The 14,534-nt window shown below is 37.7% G+C and carries 16 protein-coding genes; 6 read left to right on the top strand and 10 right to left on the bottom strand.

Going from position 1 to position 14,534, the window contains the following annotated elements; genetic code table 11:
- Nucleotides 1-120 precede the first annotated feature (120 nt).
- The 5 genes from DSZ37_RS15440 (at nucleotide 121) to DSZ37_RS15460 (ending at nucleotide 2,638) form a co-directional block, all read left to right on the top strand.
- Nucleotides 121-399 carry a hypothetical protein gene (locus tag DSZ37_RS15440; RefSeq protein WP_109727757.1) on the top strand — a complete coding sequence of 93 codons (279 nt, stop codon included), beginning with the start codon at nucleotides 121-123 and terminating at the stop codon, nucleotides 397-399.
- Nucleotides 400-457: 58 nt separating this feature from the next.
- A complete protein-coding gene (locus DSZ37_RS17815; RefSeq protein WP_181380339.1) occupies nucleotides 458-595 on the top strand; it encodes a hypothetical protein in 138 nt (45 codons plus the stop codon).
- A gap of 118 nt (nucleotides 596-713) precedes the next feature.
- Nucleotides 714-992 (top strand): DUF6809 family protein, encoded by a 279-nt coding sequence (locus DSZ37_RS15450; RefSeq protein ID WP_109727759.1) that lies wholly within the window; start codon nucleotides 714-716, stop codon nucleotides 990-992.
- A gap of 121 nt (nucleotides 993-1,113) precedes the next feature.
- Complete coding sequence (locus tag DSZ37_RS15455) at nucleotides 1,114-1,305, top strand: helix-turn-helix domain-containing protein (protein ID WP_028518030.1); 192 nt, start codon at nucleotides 1,114-1,116, stop codon at nucleotides 1,303-1,305.
- Between the two features lie 103 nt (nucleotides 1,306-1,408).
- A complete protein-coding gene (locus tag DSZ37_RS15460) occupies nucleotides 1,409-2,638 on the top strand; it encodes a site-specific integrase (protein WP_109727760.1) in 1,230 nt (409 codons plus the stop codon).
- A gap of 617 nt (nucleotides 2,639-3,255) precedes the next feature.
- Here the strand turns inward: DSZ37_RS15460 and DSZ37_RS15465 are convergent.
- The 4 genes from DSZ37_RS15465 to DSZ37_RS15480 are packed head-to-tail and all read right to left on the bottom strand — an operon-like array spanning nucleotide 3,256 to nucleotide 6,727.
- The gene (locus DSZ37_RS15465) at nucleotides 3,256-3,828 is read right to left on the bottom strand and encodes a DUF5028 domain-containing protein (protein WP_109727761.1); all 573 of its coding nucleotides are present in this window, start codon (nucleotides 3,826-3,828) and stop codon (nucleotides 3,256-3,258) included.
- Nucleotides 3,829-3,839: 11 nt separating this feature from the next.
- Nucleotides 3,840-4,640: a hypothetical protein gene (locus tag DSZ37_RS15470; RefSeq protein WP_109727762.1), complete on the bottom strand. Its 801-nt coding sequence runs from the start codon at nucleotides 4,638-4,640 to the stop codon at nucleotides 3,840-3,842.
- A gap of 59 nt (nucleotides 4,641-4,699) precedes the next feature.
- Complete coding sequence (locus DSZ37_RS15475; protein ID WP_109727763.1) at nucleotides 4,700-5,260, bottom strand: hypothetical protein; 561 nt, start codon at nucleotides 5,258-5,260, stop codon at nucleotides 4,700-4,702.
- Between the two features lie 54 nt (nucleotides 5,261-5,314).
- Nucleotides 5,315-6,727 carry an ABC transporter substrate-binding protein gene (locus tag DSZ37_RS15480; protein ID WP_109727764.1) on the bottom strand — a complete coding sequence of 471 codons (1,413 nt, stop codon included), beginning with the start codon at nucleotides 6,725-6,727 and terminating at the stop codon, nucleotides 5,315-5,317.
- Nucleotides 6,728-7,035: 308 nt separating this feature from the next.
- Here DSZ37_RS15480 and DSZ37_RS18245 point away from each other — a divergent pair, with 308 nt between their 5' ends.
- On the top strand, nucleotides 7,036-7,239 hold the full coding sequence (locus DSZ37_RS18245; protein WP_431768070.1) for an AAA family ATPase: 204 nt from the start codon (nucleotides 7,036-7,038) through the stop codon (nucleotides 7,237-7,239).
- A gap of 180 nt (nucleotides 7,240-7,419) precedes the next feature.
- On the opposite strand, the gene DSZ37_RS15485 is transcribed toward DSZ37_RS18245, so the two are convergent.
- The 6 genes from DSZ37_RS15485 to DSZ37_RS15510 form a co-directional block, all read right to left on the bottom strand.
- On the bottom strand, nucleotides 7,420-8,439 hold the full coding sequence (locus DSZ37_RS15485) for an MAE_28990/MAE_18760 family HEPN-like nuclease (protein WP_109727765.1): 1,020 nt from the start codon (nucleotides 8,437-8,439) through the stop codon (nucleotides 7,420-7,422).
- Nucleotides 8,432-9,625, bottom strand: coding sequence for a DUF262 domain-containing protein (locus tag DSZ37_RS15490; protein ID WP_109727766.1), 1,194 nt, complete (start codon nucleotides 9,623-9,625; stop codon nucleotides 8,432-8,434). Before DSZ37_RS15490 ends, DSZ37_RS15485 begins: the two co-directional genes overlap by 8 nt.
- A 6-nt stretch (nucleotides 9,626-9,631) precedes the next feature.
- The gene (locus tag DSZ37_RS15495) at nucleotides 9,632-10,588 is read right to left on the bottom strand and encodes a HaeIII family restriction endonuclease (protein ID WP_109727767.1); all 957 of its coding nucleotides are present in this window, start codon (nucleotides 10,586-10,588) and stop codon (nucleotides 9,632-9,634) included.
- Nucleotides 10,585-11,583 (bottom strand): DNA cytosine methyltransferase, encoded by a 999-nt coding sequence (locus tag DSZ37_RS15500; RefSeq protein ID WP_109727768.1) that lies wholly within the window; start codon nucleotides 11,581-11,583, stop codon nucleotides 10,585-10,587. The genes DSZ37_RS15495 and DSZ37_RS15500 overlap by 4 nt, the downstream gene beginning before the upstream one ends.
- A 136-nt stretch (nucleotides 11,584-11,719) precedes the next feature.
- Nucleotides 11,720-12,841 (bottom strand): DUF2971 domain-containing protein, encoded by a 1,122-nt coding sequence (locus DSZ37_RS15505; RefSeq protein ID WP_109727769.1) that lies wholly within the window; start codon nucleotides 12,839-12,841, stop codon nucleotides 11,720-11,722.
- Nucleotides 12,842-13,048: 207 nt separating this feature from the next.
- Nucleotides 13,049-13,993, bottom strand: coding sequence for a DUF6076 domain-containing protein (locus tag DSZ37_RS15510; RefSeq protein WP_146198203.1), 945 nt, complete (start codon nucleotides 13,991-13,993; stop codon nucleotides 13,049-13,051).
- Nucleotides 13,994-14,534 lie beyond the last annotated feature (541 nt).

The raw sequence follows: 14,534 nt of genomic DNA on the forward strand, positions 1-14,534 counted from the left end.
GGATAAAGGCTGGCGTCAAAGCGCCCGCCGTTCCACATCGGACGGGCAGTGCCCGCCGATATTTCACAGGTTGTGAGTTTACTGGATTGGAGTCAAAATCAAAAAGGGAGAAAAATGCTGATGTCAAAAAATACAAAAAGCAAGAAAAATACCGATGTTTCGGCAAATTATGATGGAGTCTACGCTCCGAAAATACTCTTTCCGCTGTACGTTTATCCCGAGACTATGAAAACGGTGGAGAGCATATATAAGTCGGATAATTGCAGCACAAAAACTGAGTTCATGGAGAAAGCTATCCGCTTCTACTGCACACACCTTATGCAGAACAAACCTGAACTTATCGAATACCTTGCGCCGCATATAGAGCATATCGTTGAGGGATATATCATGGGGGACTGAGCAGAGGGTGTCTCGTGCGATATTCAAGCTTGCTGTTGAAGTCGGTGCGCAGACGCATATGCTTGCGGCGATAAATGATATCGAGGACAGTACACTTTTCAAGCTCCGTGAAATGGTCACAGACGAGGTGCGGCGTATCAACGGTATCATAAACTTCGAGAGTGCTGTCAGATATCAGCGCAGTGAGGAAGAATAAAAGCTGATTGTTGTGTAGTGCTTCTGCTCGAAATCAACAGCGAACATTCGGTGGTTCTGGTGAATGGATTTCGACGGCGAGCTGTGGTATGATTGTTGGTCAGGAGGTGAACGCGGCGATGAAGTTGCAGGATCTGTATTATGGAAACGTCATACCGTGTCAGCACGATGTAAGAAAGGACTCTGACTATGCAAAGCGAAGTCTGGAGCTGCTTGAAATGTGCGACACACTGGAGAAACGGCTGTCGGCTGACGATAAGAAACTGCTTAACGAGATAACGGATATGCAGGGAATGCTGTCCGAGACGATGGTAGCGGAGAGCTACATACAGGGCTTCCGCGACTGCGCCGAACTTGTCATAGATGTGCTGTTCGGCAGGAGCGATAATCTGAAATAGAATTATAGCAATGGCATGGGTACGGTCGTCGCCGTGCCCATTTGACCTTTGAAGGGAGTGAGAATAATGACCACAGTATTCATTCGTGAGAACAACTGACGTTCGGCGAAAGGAGAATAGAATGGGTGAAAACAACGAGGAAAGAATAGTTATGCTGACCATAAAGGAGGCGGCGGCTCTTGTGGAGGGGCTGACAGAGTACCGTGTGCGTCAGATGTGCATAAACGATCAGGTGCCGCACATCATGGCTGGCAAGAAATATCTAATCAACAAGGACTTGTTCCTCAGGTATCTGCGTGGGGAGACTGCGTAAATAAATAATAAGAAAAGGCGCGTTTCCGCTGGACTTTTCTGCCGCGTTGTGGTATGATGTCCTTGGTAGAAACGCGCCGTATTATTGAACGGAGGTTTTATATATGGCGGCTATCAGAAAAAGAAAAAACGGTTCGTATGAAATAAGAGTCTCCTGCGGTTACGGAGTCGACGGCAAACAGCACAACCAGTACAGGAGCTATTATCCCGAGCCCGGAATGACTCCGCGGCAGATTGAGAGGGAAGTCAACAAAATGGCGGTGCTGTTCGAGGAAGAGTGCATGAGGGGACAGATAACCTCGGCGATAAAGTTCCAGCGATTTGCGGAGCAGTGGTTCGAGGAGTACGCGAAGATCAACCTCAGACCAACTTCCTACGCAAGAATGAAACAGCTCACCAAGCGTGTCTATCCTGCTCTGGGACACAAGCGGATCGACAAGATAACTGCGCGCGACATTCAGCGATTCATCACCGACATGATGATAAACGGCAGGAACGAGACTACAGGCAAACCACTCTCGCGTAAGACAGCGGTCCACCACCTGAGCTTCATCAGCGATGTGTTTACATATGCGATACGAATGGGTATGCTCAGCGACAATCCGTGCAGGCGAGTGTTCGTACCGAAGCAGGAGCAGCTCGAAAAGGAGATATTCACGCTGGATGAGGTGAGGACGCTGTTCGCCAATCTGGACAATGAGCCGATGAAGTATCAGCTGTACCTTATGCTTGCGATATACAGCGGATTCCGCCGCAGCGAGATGCTGGGGCTTGAGTGGAAGGACATCGACTTTGAAAATGACCTCATCCACGTCAGACGTACCTCTCAGTATACCGCGGAGAAGGGAATATACACGGACACCACCAAGACGCGGAGTTCTAAGCGTGTATCGAAGATGCCCGAGATAATAATGGACCTGCTGAGGCGGTTCAGAACGGAGCAGACTATCGAGGCACGACGGCTCGGGACAAAGTGGGTGGAGAATGACAGGCTGTTCACGAAGTGGAATGGCGAGCCTATGAATCCGCAGACACCGTTTGAGTGGCTGAAGGGCTACTGCGGACGTGTGGGAGTGCCCTTCAAAAATATACACTCCCTGCGTCACCTGCACGCGAGTCTGCTTATATTCGAGGGAGTGGACGTGGTGGCGGTCTCGGCTGATATGGGACACAGCGTCGTAGGAACAACTCTGAACCTGTATTCCCATATGTTCCAGGAGGCGAGGGCTCGCAACTGCGAGGCTATCACCAACGCTCTGAAGTTCGCTCATCAGCCTGCGGAGTGCGTGAAATATGACGTTCAGAACCGCGGCGGCGAGCAGTTCAGGACATAAAAATGACCGCAGAGCCAGAACTCTGCGGCACACCTGAAAATAGTTAAAAGTGGTAATAAGTGGTCAGTAAGTGGTTACGGGTAGTTGGTTAAAATAATAAAAAACTGCAAATGGCTTAGAATAGCCATTTGCAGTAACCAATTAATGGTGACCCGTACGGGAATTGAATTAATTCTGAGCATTTTAGTAGTCTTTAGTAAAATGCGAAAAAGGCTGTAATTTGCGGATTTTTGAAGCTTCAATTATAGTAACTTCAAGCGATTTCAGACGATTTTTAGTACCGATAAGTGCCAAACAAGTGCCAAAAGTGGCGCATTCTCTCCAAATAGTAAACCAATGTTCAATGAATATATTCAGGGATAATGAATCTGAAATAGGAGCATTATCCCTGTTTTTTTCTTATATATCAAGTTGCCTATTGCATAATCATGGAATACCTTAATGCTCTTATTGTTTTGCTCAAAAGCCGAACTGCTCGATATACATAGCTTATGTTTCCATTGATAAACGAGAACTTATACCTATATTCTAATGCGGTTAAATGCAATGGCGGCATCTTATGTAGCTTTTTCTACTAATAAAAAGATTATGTAAATACGCATGTTAAATAACTAAAATTATAGTTTTATCATACATTTATGGGGGTATAAAGAAATTACCAAGAAAGAATCACCTGAATTAAAATCTTCAGGATCTATATCTTTGTTAGTAAGAACAAAAGGTATCCAGAATTCCATTTCGTTGTTTTCGGATAAAGAAAATTTGGTTTCGGGATAAGTATTAATGTATGAATATAATACTTGAGAAAAAAAGTTGATATATGAACCGTTTTGAAGTATAAGATTTCGCATATCTATGCCAGATCTAGAGCCATTTGTATTATTGCAATTCTTTATTTTTACATGTATGATACTTATATAATCATAGTGATTTAGCCCCATTTCTTCTATGATATTATATTTTTTTATAAAAGAGTCAATATTCAGTTGTTCATGTCCAAGTACAGTTATTGAATAACCATCAGATGATTCAAGGCTAGTGTCATTATAATTATCATCGAATCTTACTTCTTCATTCATCTTGTAATAGAATATTGGTACATTAATACTGTGTGAATTAACATAATGTATTTGAATACTGCAAATTACAGTGATAACGGGCAATAAACCCAAAAGAACTTTTTTCCACATTTTTAATCACCTTATTTATTTGATATTGAACGTTTTTTATTTATTATAAAAGTGGCAATTGTAAAAATCAACAATACTCCTATTTCAATACAGTATTGTTTTATATTCTTAAATGTTGTAACTGCTGCACTACAATATATTAATGGAGAGATATTTATTGAAAAAGAATAATGAATATTTATTACATGAATTATAAATAATAGTAATTCTGGAATAAAATAAGCAAGCCAAAACTCATTAAAAACCTTATAGCAATTATAACTTAACATACCTAATAATCCACATAATAAAAATATTAAGCAGATATATATCATTTCATAAATAAAAGGATTAGAATAAAATAAGTCACTTAAAAAATCTCTTTTTATTACATCATAGTAAATATCATATACCGAATCTGGAGTAATTGCAGGGATAAAGCACAGAATACTAATAAAATTAATAAAAAAAGGAATAAAAGAAAACGCTCCACTAATAAAAAAAATTTTCAAGTATGAATTATTTTTATTTGTCTTGTTTTCTTTTTTTAATAATATAAAGCCAAGAACAGGTATTATTGCTCCTAAAAACATTATATAGATAAAAATATTTTTTACGTAGCTGCTATTTAATCCGCCAATCCAATATGTAAAAGCACTATTAAGTGGAATAAGCGGATTCATCAAAGTATCTTTAGTTATTATACCAATATAATCATGATAGTCTTTTACTGCATGATAAGTATAGACTAAAGATAAGAATATTTGTATTACCAAGGGAATGATCCAGAAAAAAACAATTATAAGATTATTTCTTGTTTTATTTTTATACATATGAACCTCTTTTTATCGTTGATGCATTTTATTGTTAGTTGAATTTATTTTTGGGTTTGTTACTGATTTCCAATCGGCGAGTAATACCATTCACCGGCTGTATCCGGGCTCCATGTTCCTGCAGAACCATCATAACTAGTCACACACAAATAAACTGCACATCTTTTAGAATTTGCACTGACTTTTGAGTTTTTATATCCCTTTGACCAATAGTTTTCTTTTACATACTGATAGATTTTTCTTACATAACCAGCGCCTAAGTCCAGATTATTGCATTTTATATATCCGCCATTATAATGTTCACAATCATATTTATTGTCAATTACCCAATCACGCTGTTTTGGACGATAATATTCCACTGCACCCTGAATAGTAACCTTCACATCGCTAGGACCTATATCATAATAATATCCTCTTCCTTTTGCATAATTGTATCCATCATTACAAATATAGACACTGGAATAATCATCTTTGGGTCCATGGGACCGGCATGCTGAGGAATAATTATTGGTAGACCAGCCCTGATCGTTAGTTGATGCTGATGCAATCATTATTCCGTTTGAAGCAATGGCTATGCATGATGTGATAGTTGCAACAATTTTAATAATTCTTTTTTTCATTTTTTCTCCTTTATGAAAATGCATCAACAATAAAAAAAGGTCCATATATGCTTTTTATTCACTAAGTAGTATAGATGCTCTGCTTTGGATGTTTTTTGCTGTTTGTGCTGAAGATTGATCGCCATCGATCATTAATTCCACTTCTTCATAAATAATATTATATAAACCGCCTATTTCAAATTCAAGATGATTTGTATTATTTATGACTTCTTTTAATATATCATATTGTTCGCTTGTAAAATTCCCCATATTACATTCATTTCCATTTATATATATAACTGTATTATAATTATTATTTGAAATAAGCTCATCTGCTTTGTTTTTTAAAGAATCATTATTTATCGGGAATCCTAAGCTTATATTATTATCCTCAATAATTTCAGGGAAGAACATTTTATTCTGTATTTTTTCAGAAATCAAAAGCTTAATAAATTCCCACGCACCTTTTTGGACTTCCTTAGAAGCTTTTGCACATATTTCTGCATCGCCATACAGTGATACAAAAGAATTGCTACAATCTGTTGAGGGATAACCAACAAATGAGATCTTTTTATTTCTTCCATAGTCATAAAGATATTCTTGAAAACATTCAAAGCTATCTATTTTTGCAGTTGATAAAAAGTATTCCTCTGCTACAAACTTGGATTTGTCTATAAGTCCATCTGCTTTAAATTCCTTTGTAAAATCCAAAAGTTCAATGAATTCATCTGAGTCAAATCTACATTTATTATTTTTGTAATTAATAAATGAAGGGACGCAATTCATGCAAAGATCATAAAAAATGCCTGATGCAGTATCAACTCCACCCATGTGTTGCTTACTAAACAAAGAACCTTCTGGCATTTTTTCCCAATTTGCCTTCATTGATGAGATGTTCCAATCATCAATTTTGCCAACATACTCTTCATATCCATATAAAGTGTTGATAGAATAACCAAAAGGCATATAATATAATTTACTATCAATTTCGCATAATTCTAAAATATGTTCATTTAAATTTATAGCATTTTTATCAGTATCACTTTTTATTAATTCATTGAAATCCACAAATGCGCCTTTCTGCGCTAATGAAAACACTCTTTCAATGGTTAATAAATTCAATGTCATATCTATATCGTCTTTGTTGAGAATATCCTGAACAATTCTCATATCAGCAGCTGTATATGATTCACCAATATCGGACGATTCTTCAGGATTAAAATCATAGAATTCTGCATAGTCAATAACATTTATATGATATCCATTATCTGCTTCATTGAATTCCTTTAAAACTTCCTGTTCTAATTTATAATTATCAAAATCAAGTACCGCCATATTTATAATAATGTCATTTTCTGGAATGTTTTCATCAACTATTTTACAAACATTCGGCTGACTGATGTTAGAACTGCTATTCTTAACAAAGCTACAAGATGATAGAACAATTACTGATGAAATTAGAAAGATTTTTTTTGATAAAGTTAACATAGTGATCTCCTTGCATAAAATAAAAAAGGTGTATTCTGATTATAAAATACACCTTTAGTCTTCATATTAACTTACATACAAATTAAGATGTTTTTTAAAAATAATTGAAACGTTTTTTGAGTTGTATAATACATAATTAGGTTGAATACTTTTTTATTCTATCATAATATGCTACTAATGTCAAGATTAATCCAATAATAATTGTAGCATAGCGTTACATATAAGGAGTTTCTTTCCATGGTTTGGGCATAAAGCTCACCTCTGTTTAATGTTCTTTTTAAAAGGATTTGCAATTGAAGTATACAGCTTTGTACAGAGCAGAAAGCTACGTACAGGTTCGTCTTCTTCAACAGCGAGTACATTGTGACAACACCGTTGAAAAAAAGCAGGAGTACTTTATCTACAAAATGATGCACCCGGAACTGTATATTCTTGCAGGAGCGCCGAAGATAGGCAAGTCTTGGTTAGCACTGGACGTGTGTTTGTCTGTTACTAGTAAAAGGCGAAAATAGCAGTATTTCTCAAATTATTGAAGCACCGATTATAGTAACTTCAAACGATTTCAGGCGATTTTAGTACAAATTAGTGCCAAAAGTGGAGTATTCCCCCAAAAAAGTTGTAAACCGATGTTCAATGAATATAAAGCGGGGATTCTTCCCTAAAAAGCATTTATCCTTGCTTTTTCTTATGCATTAAGTTGCTGGTTGTTCTTCTAATTGTTTGATATTGTCTGTATATCCTTCAAGAAATGCTTTATCAAAATAAAATGAATAGTTATCAGGTTTTTCTTTTTGTAGACTACAACCTTCAATTTCCATTGATGCTTTATGGCTTTCGAATATTTTAACATTCATTATTTTGCCAACGTGGATTTTGTCATTTGATTTTATGAGTATAGTTTCCTTATTTCCATTCCAATGAGGTATAACATCAAAAAAACCAACAATAGAAGAACCATATATTTGAAATTTTAATGGACAAAATAGCTTATTGTGTTTAACAAGCCATTCTGAATAAAACTGAATAACTATATTATACAGACACTTACAAAAAATCTTAATAAACTTAATCCACTCATCTTTTATTATCGAATAATCAACCTTTTCATCGGATTTCCATGAATGAGCAATGGCATTTCTTTGTGAAATAATATCATCTAATGAAGCAAAGACAGTATTGTTATCTAGTCCATTGAGATATGTTTTTGCGTTTTCAACTGAAATCATATTCTTTTCTGAATAGTATTTATGGTAATCATCACTATTCTTTATTGATTGGGCAACATTTTTTATGCCCAAATTTTTCATATAATCCGACAAAACGGTTATAGAGAGGTTTCCGCCATGTTTTAACAACAATTTATTAGTTATTCTACCAGAGTAAATATTGTTGATTACATCTTCATTTTGCAAATCGAAGTTTTTATAACGCTGTGGAGCATTTAAGAAGTCTGAAGACAGGTTTAAATTTCTTATTATCATGTCCGTAGGAATTTCATTGTAATCACTTGAACTGTCAGATATTTGACGAATCAATTCCCCAATAAGTGAATTTACATAATTTTCATAACAACCATATAGGCTAATAATAACTGCATTATAAGATACTGTTGAACGTGAAATAACAGATGAATTAATACTATCAATGAAATTTACTATTTCATTGAGTTGTGCATCTAACTGTTTAAGAGATATTTTAAATGAATTAAGCATTTTCAACCTCTCTATTGAAATAATTGGAAAAGAAATTGTAAAGTAATACGGTTCTATGTTGTATGTCAGAACGTGATTGCTTTTTTCCATCAAAATCAGCTTCATGATTACTGTAAAAATCTTGGAGTTCCTGCTTCAGTTTATCTTTATTAACGTTCTTTATTTCATCATCAGTTAGTTGTAATTGCGTTAGTGCGAGCATCATAGGATCATAAATTGTTCGCTGTGCTTCTGAACTCCAATCTAAGGAAGTATAGCGGTATTTGTAAATTTTAAATGCTTTATCATCAAGCAGTTCATAAGCAACTGATATATTTCTTAAAAACAGTTTTTCCAACATATCGAGTGTTTTGTCAGGAAATAAATTTGCGTTTTTCAGGTATGTATCTAAAAATATATCAAGTTTGCCAGTGAACTTATCAAAGAAACGCATTGCAAAGAAGCGTAAAACTAATTCAACATCTCCCATATTCCTATAGAGAGGATCTTTATCAACGCTTGTAGCATTATTATCTTTTAATCCCCATAGCTTTTTAAATATTGGATTGTCAGATAGTTTAATACAACGTTCATTCATTTTGCCATTATATATGGCGTTCCTGATTTCTTGACCTGAAAGCATTTCTCCACCTGTATTGAGCCTTTCAAATACGAGCTGTTTCATTTGCATGGCCTTTTGGGGGTTAGATGCAGATTCGTTTAGAAGTATGATTGATGATAAATATCTTCTGTCTATACCTTCTTTGATTTTTTCTGGCAAATCACTGTATTTCATGCCGTTTAATTCTGCCCATTGATCAAGACCGACAAGCTCAAATTCGTCGTTATAATAATCAATTATTGTGGAAATTCTTTGTAAACCATCCATTACTTCATAATTAGCAAAGCTAACTTCGTATAAAAAAACTGGCGGAACAGGAACATTTATTATAAATGATTCAATGAGTTTGGATTTTTTCTCGATAGACCATCTGCCTTTTCTCCTTTGAAAGTCGGGTTGTAATTCATAAGTAGATTCTTTGCTAAACAATTCTTTTAAGGTCGGAAGAGGGTATCTCGCCTGTTCAGTGACAAGTCGGGTTTCACCTTTCATGTATTTTTCGTTAATTAAAGTCGCATTACTTTCAGGACTTTGTACCTTTTCGTTTTCAGGAAATGTTTCGTTATCGTATTTTTCAATAATCATAGTTTTTTACCTCCACATACAATTAACCGTAATAATATTAGCCGGCACACCCAAGAACTGAATATCAAATTTCAGCGAAGGCTCAACGATAGTCGAAGCATTATGTATCCTAAATGACAGCGACCAGCCGTTGTTCAGATACAGTTCCGCTGTACTCTTTGATTCAGGCTTGAAACGCAGAGAGATAATCTCTGTCGGCAGGTCTGCCTTGGGTATGATAAGTGTCGCCTTAGTCTTTTTGCCGTCCTTGTTCAGCTCTCCTCGGAGATTGAAGGACTGGAACTCAGTGAGCTGCTTCTTGTCAATGGCTACGACCTTATAGAAATCACGGATACCGAGTAGATATGAGATAAGCCTTGCCGGAATGGTGCTATCAGCTTTATATGCTCTGTTCATTTCCTTGATGAAAGCATCGACTATCGGGAGATATACGCTATCCTCTTTATCTGTCATATCATGCCAAGCCACTTTTTCTTCTTTGAGCGACTGCAATCGTACAAATATCGGTCTAATGACATTCCAATAGCTGTCATCACAAGGCAGACCATACCATTTAGCTCCGAAGTCGATCTTAGGGCTAAGACGAGAATGCTTCGCCGCAAAGTGATTGTGCTTCATGGAAAGACCAATATCCCAGCGGATAGACTTCCTTGTGATTACGATGTCACGGACATCACCGCCCTCGGCATCAGAATCCTTGTTGATAGAGAGGACAACTATATCATCATCTCCGTCACATTCAAGGATAAGCGGTTCGGCTGAAAATAAAGTATCAATAAACGCATCGGCAGCACGAAGATAAGTCTGATGTTCCACTTTGCTCAGCGTTTCCCACGCTCTGAGAGATGCCATGACTGATTCTTCATCAACTGTGACAGGACGCTTGTCCTCAATTCTGTCTTTCAGTTCTATTATGCAGGCATATTCAAACGCTCTGCCCTGATCGTTGCTCTTGGAACTCATATCACTGCCTCCAATTCTTTTTTGATCGCTGTTGCTATCTCAAATGCAAGATTAACGGGTACGGCGTTTCCAATCATTTTGTAACCGTCATTCACGCTTTCGTAGATAAACTTGAAGTCATCAGGGAAGCCCTGCACTCTTGCCACCTCTCTGACTGTCATACGACGATAGAGATGCTCCTTGCCTTCCACAAATCGGCAATCATTCTTGCCGACCTTTATCATCTTGGGAGCCTGTGGGTGAAGCTGGCACTGTCTGCCAGATGCCTGTACAGTGAATGCTTGCTCGTCCCATGATTTTACTCGGTTACGGCTCATGAATATAGGTGAGTATTCCCCAGTGAAGTATTCATTGTTATTAACGGCAGCAGGATTACGATGATTTTTTTCTGCGGAGGGAACTGCCGTTTCCTGCAAGTCCCATATAATATCTCTAAGCGTGAGTTTCTTATTATCATCGACTGTTGAGCCTACAGGGAACTTGAAGTCAATGCCTAAATCTTTACGGAAACCAATGTAGAACACTCTTTTACGTTCCTCTGCAACACCATAGTCCTTTGCGTTTACAAGCGTGAGAGTGACATTATATCCGCTCTCCTCAAAGAGCTTTATGATGTTCTGCACAGCTTCATTATGTCTGTTGGCAAGCATACCGCTGACATTCTCCGCAAGGAAAAACTTAGGCTGTACTCTGCGGAGTATTCTTATGTAATCAAAAAATAGCTGTCCTCGCTCATCATCTATACCACGCAGAGAACCAGCTTCAGACCATGACTGACAAGGTGGACCGCCAATGATACCGTCTACATCAGAAGGGAAATCTGCTTCATTCACTTTTCTGATGTCACCCTCGATTAGATGCGTCTTAGGGTGATTGATCTTGAAAGTCTCCCATATTGTTTTATCATATTCATTTGCCACCGGAATATCAAAACCTGCACGTTCAAAGCCTAAATCAAGCCCACCGCAGCCGGAAAACAAACTGATAATGTTCATTCTTTACAACTCCAATTCGTTACTATATACCATTATATAGTATAATACAAAAAAGCAGAAAAAGCAAGAAGCTTTGACATGATTATCCTATATCCTTCAAAAATTGCAGTTTAATTTGGAACCCATGAATTTAAAGTTAAACTGTAGAAGAATTAGATTGTATGTATTGCTTCACTCTATCACAATCTTCGCAGAGTATGCCACAATCGCTCATATTGAATTGATCAGAAGCAATTGTCACACCAGTATAAGGTATACCTTGCTTTTTACAAATATCAATAATTTCCAATCTGTCCTTCGCAGACATTTTATTGCCCAGGTAGACTTTCTTGATTTTGAAGAATTTACAGTTATAGTTTTGGTCTGTGAGAAGTGTGTCACAAGAAATCAAGCGCCATTCCTGCTGATACTTCCAATCAAGGCTTTTGCTGAGCAAACAATATTTATAGAAGTCCCAAATATCGGAATGAGAGAGTGATCCTGTTGCATTCCAATTCAAACTCAACTTAGTGAGTGACGTTCTTGTATCTGTATAGATAACAGGGAAAAGATTAAAATATATATTTTCGTTCTCTTTAGAGTAGTCAGGAGTTTCATATTCGATGCAAAATCCTTGATGATTATTCGCGTAATGTGACCACATAAGCATAGAGTAAGGCGATTGAGCAAAGCAAGAAACTCTGAAGCGATTTGCGGTCTTCTGCATATTATTGTATTCAGTGTCGATTACATGGTTTATCGCTTTATAATAGAATTCGCCATCTGCATTTGGATTTAACCGTGCTTGTAAAAGTTCTTTTTCCAGCGAAATTAGAAAATACTCCTGATGAACACGGACCAGCTCATTGCTTTTATCCAACTCGAATAATGATGCAACTTTCCCTCCTGAAGAAATATGCATAAAAATGCGCATTGCAAGATTTCGTGAAACTTCAGCATAATCCCACTCTTGCTTTATGTTTACGCCGCATAATAATGCATAGTATCGTACCCTCTGTAACGCAAACTCGTTGTAATCCACATAAACATTACAATCATAAGGATCGTCAAATTCAGATGGTGCTGAAAGGTGAACAGTATTATTAGCAAGAGCCTCTTTAGAAAAGTTACGATCAACACCGTTCATATCCTTAATTGTATTTGGAAAATATTTAAATAAAACGTTTGGCTTATTTAATGCAGCGGAATGATTATATATTGTTAATCCGGCAATTTGTTGCTTATTATACTGTATATCTCTAATATAAAAATATGACATATTACACCTCTTTCTTGAATCCTATAAATTAAGTAGGATTATTGTTTTTGTCTGGCATATCTAAGATAATTATACCATAGCTAATTGGAAAAAGCAACGTTTGTTCTCATTGTTTGATGTGTTCATTTATGCCTCCGTAATAAAAAAGGTCTTTATCTCCTTTTTTGTTGGAGTGAACGCTCGTTTTGCAGCGCGCTATTTCCCCATTCAGTCAAGCAGATGAATAACCTCCTTGAACTCTTCCTCCGACATCTCCCCTGACATAAACGCTACCTTTGAAGTATGGAGATCTCTAAGCCAGTCGGCATAATCGTTATAGGACAAGTCCTTGCCCAGCTTTTCGTCATCGAGTTTAAGTTCGTACCGCTCGACACGCCTATAATTGCGATTGATAGCTCTGTCATAGTCCGCGAGGAGCTCGCTGTGATTTATCCTGAATTTATATATCTGCTGCGGACCTATCTGTTTACAGGTGCGCCCGTCATCATCCCTGACCCGATCACAGTATCGGGTCTTTTTCTTTGTCTTGGGCTTGAAAAAATGTCCGCAGTAGTCGCACTGACTGAAACTCGTATCATATTCCATTGCGTGCAGGAAGATGTACCATATATAGGCAGGCAGGTTGTCAAAACGGTAACCTCTGCTATATGGCAGCTTAGGTCTTGTCATCTGAAACATTTCCGTGCCGACATCTGTATGAGCAATGACTTGTTCAAACTGGCACTTGAAAATTGTTTCCCTGCCTAAGAATGCTTTGGTTGTCTTCTCTTCGTGACTACCCTCGAACCTGCAATACGCATCGGCGATAGTAAAGAAGATGTTTTGAGTGTGTACCATATCTCGCAGCATTTCAACAGCGTGATCCTTATACTCAAAAAGCTCTTCATAACTTGATATATCATAACTGTCAACATACAGCTTTGTACACAGCAGAAAGCTGTACACTGGTTCTTCCTGACAAAAGATCTCAGCGGTATATCCAACAGCTCGGCACACGCTCAAAAGTTCATCAGGAGTCGTGTTCTCCTTGGTATATGCTTTCAGTTTGTCAAGAAGTCTGTTGAATGGCGTCAGATCGATCTCAAGAAAGTCTATCAGTTGCTGCTCAAAAGTTATCTCAGGCAGCTCAGTCGCTTCCTCTCCATCGTACATAAAGCGCCTGATAGTATGTTTATTTGGGAAAACGTACAGTCCACGGCTCAGATACATAAGTTTTGCCTCCAAAGATAGGTTACCACTATTATAGCACACATCATATTGAAATGGAAGTATAAATAAACAATTGAGTTTCATTTCGCATTTATTATGTGAAAAAAGTCTGTTATGATTGGAACTGAGGAAGAGTCTTCGGACTTAGACAGCAACTTGAAAATTGAATATGGGATCAGGAGTTACGTTGTTTCCGATGGTGGGGCGGTGAGCCGTACCAGCCCAGAGATGCGCGATGACCTCGAAAGAGCGAGCGATAACATCTCTGGTTTCACATAGCGCAGATGTGAAGTAAGCGATGAAAGTCGGGAACGGATACTTACACTCAGCCACAGTCCGAGCGTGATAAAACCGTCGCAGGCAATGGGAGTGTGCCGGGGCAGCCGAGCATTTAGGTTGTCTATGAGTCCGATGTGCAGTCGGGCGGCTTCTGATTCGGTCAGGCAGGAGTGCGGCGGATACCACTGTGAGTTCACAGCAGGTC

This window comes from Ruminococcus flavefaciens, from assembly GCF_900116855.1.
Classification (GTDB): domain Bacteria; phylum Bacillota; class Clostridia; order Oscillospirales; family Ruminococcaceae; genus Ruminococcus; species Ruminococcus flavefaciens_R.

Coding starts and splice junctions, on each gene's coding strand:
- DSZ37_RS15465 (WP_109727761.1), bottom strand. CDS start 3,828: ATGTGGAAAAAAGTTCTTTTGGGTTTATTGCCCGTTATCACTGTAATT.
- DSZ37_RS15480 (WP_109727764.1), bottom strand. CDS start 6,727: ATGTTAACTTTATCAAAAAAAATCTTTCTAATTTCATCAGTAATTGTT.
- DSZ37_RS15455 (WP_028518030.1), top strand. CDS start 1,114: ATGGGTGAAAACAACGAGGAAAGAATAGTTATGCTGACCATAAAGGAG.
- DSZ37_RS15440 (WP_109727757.1), top strand. CDS start 121: ATGTCAAAAAATACAAAAAGCAAGAAAAATACCGATGTTTCGGCAAAT.
- DSZ37_RS17815 (WP_181380339.1), top strand. CDS start 458: ATGCTTGCGGCGATAAATGATATCGAGGACAGTACACTTTTCAAGCTC.
- DSZ37_RS15475 (WP_109727763.1), bottom strand. CDS start 5,260: ATGAAAAAAAGAATTATTAAAATTGTTGCAACTATCACATCATGCATA.
- DSZ37_RS15495 (WP_109727767.1), bottom strand. CDS start 10,588: ATGAGTTCCAAGAGCAACGATCAGGGCAGAGCGTTTGAATATGCCTGC.
- DSZ37_RS15485 (WP_109727765.1), bottom strand. CDS start 8,439: ATGCTTAATTCATTTAAAATATCTCTTAAACAGTTAGATGCACAACTC.
- DSZ37_RS15460 (WP_109727760.1), top strand. CDS start 1,409: ATGGCGGCTATCAGAAAAAGAAAAAACGGTTCGTATGAAATAAGAGTC.
- DSZ37_RS15470 (WP_109727762.1), bottom strand. CDS start 4,640: ATGTATAAAAATAAAACAAGAAATAATCTTATAATTGTTTTTTTCTGG.
- DSZ37_RS15500 (WP_109727768.1), bottom strand. CDS start 11,583: ATGAACATTATCAGTTTGTTTTCCGGCTGCGGTGGGCTTGATTTAGGC.
- DSZ37_RS15490 (WP_109727766.1), bottom strand. CDS start 9,625: ATGATTATTGAAAAATACGATAACGAAACATTTCCTGAAAACGAAAAG.
- DSZ37_RS15450 (WP_109727759.1), top strand. CDS start 714: ATGAAGTTGCAGGATCTGTATTATGGAAACGTCATACCGTGTCAGCAC.
- DSZ37_RS15505 (WP_109727769.1), bottom strand. CDS start 12,841: ATGTCATATTTTTATATTAGAGATATACAGTATAATAAGCAACAAATT.
- DSZ37_RS15510 (WP_146198203.1), bottom strand. CDS start 13,993: ATGTACGATGGAGAGGAAGCGACTGAGCTGCCTGAGATAACTTTTGAG.